The sequence below is a fragment of the Candidatus Eisenbacteria bacterium genome, assembly GCA_005893305.1.
GTDB lineage: Bacteria > Eisenbacteria > RBG-16-71-46 > SZUA-252 > SZUA-252 > WS-9.
Map to the genome: position 1 here is coordinate 148,692 of VBOZ01000029.1, position 8,270 is coordinate 156,961.

Sequence of the window (8,270 nt, forward strand, 5' to 3'; positions counted from 1 at the left end):
GGTTCCGGCGAGGGTCCCGTGATTCAGCATCCGGGCCAGGTTCGCCTTCGTACCCGGATTGTCCGCCGAGTACCACCCGATGATCTCGCGGACGCGCGCCGTGGAGCGGTGGGCGAGCGCCCCCGAAGGAGCTTCGCGGGTAGCCGTCGGGGATGCCATGGGCCGGATTATAGGGAGGGCCTCGAGGGGCCGCAAGCTTCGAGCGTCGCGTAGCGCGCGGCTCCCAACACCGAAGCCTGCTGGTTCCGTATGACGTACACCGGGATCCGACCCAGAAGCTCGGCGTGGAGATCCTTGTCCCGGAAGGCCCGGAGAAATCGTTCCCCCTTGAGAGCCGGAAGGATCTTGGGAGCGATCCCCCCACCGAGATAGATCCCGGCGCGCGTCATGCCCCGGAGCGCTAAGTTCCCGGCCTCGGCTCCATACGCGGAGACGAATAGGTCGAGCGCCTCCGCGCACCACCGGCAGACGCCCGCGATCGCTTGCTCGCTCACCGTGGCGGGAAGGTCCTCCGCCGGCGTCTCCGCCGCGTGAGCCTTCCACGCGGCCGGCCCGCCCCGGTCGTCCCGCTCATGGGCCCACCGGGCCGTGTCGACGAGCCCCTGGCCCGAGAGAACGCGCTCGTAGCTCACGCGGCCGTACCGGGCGCGCATGAAGCGGAAGAGCTCGACCTCATCGTCGGTGCGAGGCGCGAAATCGGCGTGACCCCCCTCGGAGTCGATCGGAATCAGATCGCCCGCCACGCGCGCGAGGATCGACTCGCCGAGGCCGGTGCCGGCGGAGATGAGCCCGGCGTTCGCCTCCGGCGCAGGGGCTCCTTCGTGGATCGTCACCAGATCGGGGGCCGCGAGCGCCGGAACGGCGTAGCCCGCGGCCACGAGGTCGTTCACCAGATGGACCGGCGCGCCCCCGAGGCGCCGGGACGCCGCCTCTCCGTCGATCTCCCACGGAATGTGGGTCCCCTTGGCGCGCCCTTGGATCACGACCCCGGCGACGCCGAACGAGATCGCGTCCACCGCCCCGGCGTGTCGACCGCGATACGACTCGATCAGCTCCTCGAACGAGCCGAATTCCGTGCTCTTGTGCGATTCGGGGTCGATCGGGGGGCCGACGCGTCCCGGCCCGACGCGCTTGAAGAGAGCGAGATTGATTTTCGTCCCACCGATGTCGCCGGCGAGGATCACGCGCCGGGTCGTGGAGCCGGGGTCGGGGAGGGGACGCGACCGCGCACGCGTCTTCGGGCTAGCGGCGATGGGCGAGTGCGGCGGACCGCTCTCGGATGACGGCCATCATCTCGTCGAAGGACCGCGCGAACGCGCCGACGCCGTCGTCCAGGAGCTTCTTGGAGTGCTCCTCGATCGAGATGCCGGCATCGGCCAACGCGTGGCGGGTCTTGCGCGCGGTGTCGAGACGGGGATCGAGGCGGTTTCCGGAGGGCGAGCCGTGGTCGAGATACGCGTCGAGCGTCTCCCGAGGCATCGTGTTGATGCTGTCCGGGCCCGCCAGCTCCTCGACGTACTTGATGTCGGAGTAGGCCGGGTTCTTGGTCCCGGTGCTCGCCCAGAGGACCCATTGTGGCCTGGCGCCCTTCGAGCGAAGCGGTCCGAAGACGGCGCCGAAGAATTGAGACCGGTACTCCTCCCAGATATCGAGCGCGTTCGCCACGGCGGCTGCTCCGCGGAGCGTCAGGTACCGCTCCCGAGCCGCGGCGTCCGGCGCGGCGGCGGCGCGCGTCTCCAGCTCCTTGTCGACCGACGTGTCGAGGCGGCTCACGAAGACGCTCGCGACCGAGTGGAGCGCGTCGAGGGGGAGTCCTGCCTTGATTCTTCGCTCGATGCCGCGGCGGTAAGCCGCTGCGACCGCTGTATATTGCGGACGCGAGAAAATGAGCGTGACGTTGATGCTCACGCCGTCGGCGATGAGCTCCTCGATCGCGGGAATGCCCTGGGGCGTGCCGGGCACCTTCACGAACAGGTTGGGCCTTTGAACGAGCTTCCAGAGGCGCTTGGCCTCCGCCACTGTCGCGGCCGTGTCTCCCGACAGCGCGGGCGCGACCTCGAGGCTCACGAACCCGTCCCGCCCGGATCCGCGGCGGAAGGTATCGGCGAGGAGATCGGCCGTGCGGCTGATGTCCCGAAAGGCCAGCTCGTCGAAGATCTCCGCCGGGCTCTTGCCCATGTTCGCGAGGCGCGCGATCTCGGTGGGGTAGGTGAATTGGTCCCCCGCGATCGCGTTCTTGAAGATGGTGGGATTGGAGGTGACGCCGTAGACCGATCCCTCGGCGATCAGCCGGGCGAGCTCGCCCGACTGGATCAACCCGTCGTTGATGTTGTCGAGCCAGACGCTCTGTCCCAGCTCGTGCAGCGCGACGCAGGGGGTGGGTTTCACGGCGTCCCTCCGATGTTCCGAATCAGGCTTGGCGCTTCGGCGTCGCGAGCAGGACGGTGCGCCCCTCGGGGTCGCTCGTCCTGACGACGCGGTGCCCCCACGGCATGTCGGCCGGCGGCCCCTCGAACATGACGCCCTTGGCGGAGAGGGAGGCGTAGGCGCGGTCGACGTCCTTCACCATGAAGTAGAGTTGCGGCTCTTTGGCCGGGCTCGCCTCGCCCATCTCCCGCATCGGGGGCATGAATCCCAGGCTCGAGGTGTTGCCGGTCTGGATCCAGAGGTAGTTGAATTTCGGATCCTCGTTGAACTTCGAGAACCCGAGAAGGTGCGTGTAGAAGCGCTTGACGCCCTCGAGGTCGTGGGTCGTGTAGTCGAGGTGATGGACCATGGCTCCGATCGCGCTCGGCGTGATCTCCGGGGCCGCGGCCTTCTTCGGGGCAGCCTTCTTCGGAGCGGCCTTCCTCTTGGCCGCGACCTTCTTCTTGGGAGCGGCCTTTCTGCGAACAGCCTTCCGTGCTGGCTTCTTACGAGCGGGCATTGCTTCCTCCTTAAGGGCGCGACCCCCCCGCGCGGAGGGATCGTCTGCTACGACTGGGCGTGCCGGCCAACGCCGACGCCATCAGTAAGCCGCATGGATCATGCCGCATCCCTTCCGTCAGGCGCAAGGGGGTGGGGGCAAGGCCCGGTTGACCCGCGACCGACCGCGTCCTATTCTCCGCGGGTGTTCGTGATCCTCCTCATCTCGCTGGCGCTCCTGCTCCCTGGCTGTGCCGGAACCCATGGGAAAGGCCGCGAAGTACCGATCCCGCTGAGCGACCAGCACGAGCGGATCATCGGGAGCCGCCTGGCCACCCGCTTTGAGACCAGCGTCCGTCCCGACGCCGATCCAAACGTCAACGAGTACACGAACGAACTCGGGCAACGAATTGCCCGTTTGTCGGATCGGCCGGAAATTCCTTACTCGTTCCGCGTCTTCGTCGACCCGGCGCCGAGGGCGGTCGCGTTCCCGGGCGGGGAGATCTACGTCTCCACCGGGCTTCTGAAACAGATCGATACCGAGTGCCAGCTTGCCGGGGTCCTCGCGCACGAGATTGCCCACGTCGCTTCCCACAATCCGAGCGCCATCCTGGAGCGGGAGATGGACGACGCGGAGCTGGCGGCGATTGCCCGCGGCGCTCGGGCGGCCGGCCGGGGGGTTGATTCCACGGCCGCGGGGGCCAAGGGCCTCGCGCTCTTGGCTGTCGGCTACGGGCAGGAAACCGAGCGCCAGGCCGACCGGACCGCGCTCCTCTATGTCTCGCGGGTGGGACTCAATCCGGACGGAATGATTGAAGTGATGGAGAATCTAAATCCCTCAACTGCGCCAAAAGAGGTGTTTTGGGAGCCCTTGGCAGGCGGCCATCCTTCGCCCGCTCAGAGGGTCACCCTTCTCCGGGCGGAGCTAAAGTCCCTTGGCATCGACGCCGGCCTGCCCCGCGACCTCCGTCCGTACGCAGCGGTCAAGAGCCGCCTGAAGTAGGTGCGGCTTCGCCCTGAAGCCGCGGCCGAGCGCGCGGTCCGAGCGTCGCTCCCTTCGATCCTCCTGGCGGTCACAGCCCTCTTCGCCTGGCCCTCGGACGCCCGGGCCGGCGCGTGGGCGCGCGGCCGCGGCGAGGCCTACGCGAAGGCGTCGGTCTCATACCTCAAGGCGGAGGAGATGTTCGACGATTCCGGCGACCCGCGGCCGCTGTTCGATCCGGCCCTCTACGAGCGCTCTCGCTACGTGGAGCGGGGCTCGGCGCTCTACGTCGAGTACGGCGCGTTCCGCTTGCTCACCCTTCTCGGGAGCCTCCCGTTGAAGCTCGCCGACCAGGACGCCGATGGGCTGGCCGGGTCCGGCGACCTTCACGGAGAGGCGTTCGGGTTCGCGGACCTTCACCTGGGCGCGCGCGTGCCGCTCCACCGCGGGCGGTGGGCGGCCGCGATCGAGCAGGATCTCAAGATTCCGCTGCGCGGCACCCCCGAGGTGGTTTCAACCATGCCGACACTGAGCACCGGATTCGCCGATTTCGGCGCGGCGCTCTGCCTCGGGACGAGCCTGCCAAGCTTGCGCGGGTACGGGCAGGGGAGCATCGGTTATCGGATTCGCGGGGGCCGGACCGCCGAGGAGAAGTATTGGGATCTCGAAACCGGGCTGGAGCCGGCGCGCGTGCTCCGGGTTCGATTCCGCTACGACGGGGTTCACTCCCAACGCGGTGGTGGGGGCGCGGTCGCCACGGACGCGCCGGTGCCCGGCGTGGGGGAGCAGGACTTTCAACGGATCGCCCCAACCCTGGCGATCGCGCTCGGCGGGAGCAACGAAGTTTCGATCACGTGGCGCCGAGTGATCGACGGGCGAAGTACGCTCCGCTCTTCGGAATGGGAGGTTGGCCTCTCGTTCCTTGGTAAGGTCGTCCCCGCGCCGGGACTCTAGGCGCCCAGGACCCTAGGCGCGCGGGACTCTAGGCGCGGGGGACTCTAGGCGCTTCCCATCGCGGCGAGGGCCCGCTCGACGGCGCTCGCGACGGTCCGAAGCCCGGCCTCGGCGCCCTCGGTCAGGTGGAGCCGTAGAGCCGGCCTCCCGTGCTTCCCAAGCGCGGCAAAATCGCCGAGCGCTTGAGCCGTCTTGAGCTGCCCGAACGAGTAGCTCTTTCCGGGGATCAAGATGTCGGTCGGATCGGCCACCGTGATCACGAGGAAGATCCCGCCCCCCGGCCCCCCCTTGTAGAGCTGGCCGATCGAGTGAAGGTAGCGCGGTCCGTACCCCTGCAGCACCGGGACAAGGATCGCGTTTCTCACGGCGCGGCGCAGGAGCGAGAACGAAGCCTCGGCCGCGGCGGTCCGCTCGAGATAGGCCAGCACCGCGAGGTACCCGCCTGGGCTCGCGAGCGCGAGGAAACGGTTCAGCACCATCTCGAGGCTCGCCATGGAGGGCGCGCCCGCCTCGAGCCGCGCCCAGACCGGCTCCGGCGCGAAGACCTCCACGCCCTCGCTCAGGGCCTTTGGCTCCTCGGCGGGAAGACCGCCCGACTTCTCGAGCGACGCGAGGAGAGCCTCCGTGTTCCGCTTGCTCTCCGTGACGTTCGGCTCGTCGAACGGATTGATCTCGAGGACCGATCCCAGGAGAGCGGTCGCGACCTCCCAGACGTAGAACTCGCCCGCGATCTCATCCCGGTCGGGCAGCTCGATGTGGACCCACGGCGCGCCGCCGCGGCTCAACTCCACCTCCAGCCGCGAGAGGTCCGCATCGGGTACCCCTTCGAGCCCGATCGAGACGTAGATCCGGTCGCTCCCGTACCGGTGCGCCGGACCAAGCGGCTCGCCCTCGACCGGGATGACCCCGGTCCCGTCCTTGCCGGTGCTCTCGGCCACGAGCTGCTCGATCCAGTATCCGAGCGGCCGGAGAGCGGGCGACGCGAGGATCGTCAGCTTGTTGCGGCCCGATCGCGCGGCCGCGCCGAGGATCGCGGCCAGCCGGAGCGCGCGGTTCTCGGCTCCGGATTCGGAGAGCGATTCTTCGCGTGCCGCGAGGGACCGGGAGGCGATCGCGTCGAGGTCGAGGCCGAGGAGGGACGCCGGCACCGCCCCGAAATAGGTCAGGGCCGAGAACCGGCCGCCGACGTCGGCCGGATTTCGGAACGTCCGGCGAAATCCCTCTTCGGTCGCGAGGCGCTCGAGAGGGGAGCCCGCGTCGGTGACGGCGGCGAAGCGGCCGCCGAGGTCCGGGAGTCCGAGCGACTCGACGCGCGAGCGGAAGTAGCGATACTGGCTCAGGGTCTCGATCGTCCCGCCCGACTTGCTCGCCACGAGAAAGAAGGTGTGATCGAGGCGCGAGCCCGCCTCGGCGCTCTGGACGGAGGCTGGATCGGTGGAGTCCAGTACCTCGAGCGTCGGGGCCCCGGGACCGGCGACACCGACGCGCTGGAAGACTTCCGGCGCGAGGCTCGATCCGCCCATGCCGAGGAGAAGGACCCTCGTGAAGCCTGTGGTGCGGATTTCCGCGGCGAAGCTCTTGAGCTCGGGAATCCGATCCTGGAGCCACTCCGGCGCATCGAGCCAGCCGAGCCGGTTCCGGATCGCGGCCGCGGTCGCGGGGTCCGCGCTCCAAAGGCCGGCGTCCCGGGCCTTCAAGCGGCCGATCGCGCCGCCGCTCTCCAGACGGGCGAGCGTGGCTCCATATTCGACCTCGATCGATCCGAGGGATTCGCGCTGTCGCGCGGCGGGGCTCATTGCTGAAATGTCCTCGTGGGGGGGGCCCGGTCTAGCGGCGCTCGTGCGTCCGCTCGTATGCGAGGATCTGCGCGATCCGGCGGGCGTGGCGCCCGCCGTCGAACCGCGCGGAAAACCAGGTGTCGAGGGTGGGAACCTCCAGGGCCTCCGGGAGGATCGCGGAGCCGAGCACCAACACATTGGCGTCATTGTGGCGGCGCGACATCTCGGCGTGCTTCGGGTCGATCACCAGGGCGGCGCGGATCCCCTCGACCTTGTTCGCGGCGATGGCGATCCCATTTCCCGTATCGCAGACCAACACGCCTCGGTCGGCGACGCCGTCCCGGACCGCCTCGGCCACCTTGAACGCGTATTGCGGGTAGTCGGTCGATTCGGTCGAGCTCGTGCCCATGTCGAGGACCGTGTGGCCGTGGCTCTCCAGATAATGCTTTACCCGCTCCTTGAGCAGATATCCGGCGTGGTCGGCGCCGACGGCGACCTTCATCCATGCACTCCTTGGGTTCGGGGCGGGGCGCCGATCGGAAGTGGCGCCCGGCGAGGCTAGGTCAGGGGGAAGGCCCACGCAACAGGCGAGTTGACACCGGTCCCGGAAAAACGAAGAATGCTCGCCGCATGGCCGAACCCAAGAAGGCCGCAGCAAGCGGTCCCAAGCCGACGGCTCCTCTACGGACCGAGCACGCGTCGATCATGACCCGGCTCACCGGGTTGGCGGAGAGGATCGAGACGCTCCACGAGTCGGCGACGCTGGACCAGATGTCGCTGGCGCGCGAGGTCCTCGATTTCGTCAACACGAACGTCGCGCCGCACGCGCGCGCCGAGGAGTACACGCTCTATCCCGCCGCCGACTGGGCGGCCGGCGAGGGCTCGAAGCTGACCGAGACGGCCCGCTTCGAGCACCAGCTCGTCGCCAAGCGCTGCCAGGCGCTGGAAAAGGAGATCTCGGCGGGGGCGGCCGCGGGCAGGCTCATGCACCACTGCTACGGCATCCTGGGCCTTATCGCCGCCCATTTCCAGGTGACCGACCAGGTGCTCCTGCCGTACCTCGACAAGGCCTTCGACGCCGCCCGCTTCGAAAAGGAAGTGCTGACGCCGCTCCGCGTGGAGCGGAACACCAAGCGCTAAGCGGCGCCCCTCCCTCAGTTCATCCCCTTCAGGTAGTTCTCGTACGCCGTGTAGTTGAAATCCCGCTTCAGGAAGTCATGCACCAGTTGCGCGGCCGGCTTGGTCCCGCCCGGCTCGAGCACCACCTTCCGGTAGCGAGTGGCGACCCCGGGAGCGAGCAGGTTCGTCTTGTCGAACTGGGCGAAGAGATCCTTGGAGATCACCAGGGACCATAGATACGTGTAGTAGACGGCCGAGTACCCGTCCAGGTGGCCGAACGAAGCCTGGAAATGCGTGTCCGGGATCTTGGGGAACGGCACGTACTGCGTTTCGGCCTGTGAGGCCAGCGAGTCGGTGTTCACCTGGGACGGCGCGCGGTTGTAGATGTTGAGCGACAGGGCCGAGTAGAGGACTTGGTAGGCGGTGTCCATGGCCCTCCCGAAGACGTCGGCGCGCCGCATCTTCTGGACCATCTCGACCGGAATCGGCTCGCCGGTCTGATAGTGCTTCGCGAACACGCGGAGCACCGTGGC

The 8,270-nt window shown here is 68.5% G+C and carries 9 protein-coding genes and 1 pseudogene (1 of these 10 only partly in view); 3 read left to right on the plus strand and 7 right to left on the minus strand.

The window, feature by feature from the left end; all coding sequences use genetic code 11:
* The 4 genes and pseudogenes from E6K79_09320 to E6K79_09335 all read right to left on the minus strand — a co-directional run.
* A pseudogene (locus tag E6K79_09320) lies at positions 1–159 on the minus strand (class I fructose-bisphosphate aldolase); it reaches 793 nt to the left of the window's first position.
* A gap of 8 nt (positions 160–167) precedes the next feature.
* Positions 168–1,253 (minus strand): glucokinase, encoded by a 1,086-nt coding sequence (gene glk / locus E6K79_09325; protein TMQ63830.1) that lies wholly within the window; start codon positions 1,251–1,253, stop codon positions 168–170.
* A complete protein-coding gene (gene tal / locus E6K79_09330; GenBank protein ID TMQ63911.1) occupies positions 1,243–2,364 on the minus strand; it encodes a transaldolase in 1,122 nt (373 codons plus the stop codon). The genes glk and tal overlap by 11 nt, the downstream gene beginning before the upstream one ends.
* Before the next feature lie 46 nt (positions 2,365–2,410).
* A complete protein-coding gene (locus E6K79_09335; protein TMQ63831.1) occupies positions 2,411–2,926 on the minus strand; it encodes a hypothetical protein in 516 nt (171 codons plus the stop codon).
* A gap of 93 nt (positions 2,927–3,019) precedes the next feature.
* Between E6K79_09335 and E6K79_09340 the strand changes: the two genes are divergently transcribed.
* Positions 3,020–3,907, plus strand: coding sequence for a hypothetical protein (locus E6K79_09340; GenBank protein ID TMQ63832.1), 888 nt, complete (start codon positions 3,020–3,022; stop codon positions 3,905–3,907).
* On the plus strand, positions 3,908–4,840 hold the full coding sequence (locus E6K79_09345) for a hypothetical protein (protein TMQ63833.1): 933 nt from the start codon (positions 3,908–3,910) through the stop codon (positions 4,838–4,840). It begins immediately after the preceding gene.
* 44 nt (positions 4,841–4,884) lie between these two features.
* Here E6K79_09345 and E6K79_09350 read toward each other — a convergent pair whose 3' ends face one another.
* The gene (locus E6K79_09350) at positions 4,885–6,636 is read right to left on the minus strand and encodes a hypothetical protein (protein TMQ63834.1); all 1,752 of its coding nucleotides are present in this window, start codon (positions 6,634–6,636) and stop codon (positions 4,885–4,887) included.
* A 31-nt stretch (positions 6,637–6,667) separates the two neighbouring features.
* Positions 6,668–7,120: a ribose 5-phosphate isomerase B gene (rpiB, locus tag E6K79_09355; protein ID TMQ63835.1), complete on the minus strand. Its 453-nt coding sequence runs from the start codon at positions 7,118–7,120 to the stop codon at positions 6,668–6,670.
* A gap of 2 nt (positions 7,121–7,122) precedes the next feature.
* Here rpiB and E6K79_09360 point away from each other — a divergent pair, with 2 nt between their 5' ends.
* The gene (locus E6K79_09360; protein ID TMQ63836.1) at positions 7,123–7,758 is read left to right on the plus strand and encodes a hypothetical protein; all 636 of its coding nucleotides are present in this window, start codon (positions 7,123–7,125) and stop codon (positions 7,756–7,758) included.
* A 14-nt stretch (positions 7,759–7,772) separates the two neighbouring features.
* Here the strand turns inward: E6K79_09360 and E6K79_09365 are convergent.
* Positions 7,773–8,270 (minus strand): Zn-dependent oligopeptidase (locus tag E6K79_09365; protein TMQ63912.1); only part of this gene is annotated, 498 nt, incomplete at its 5' end.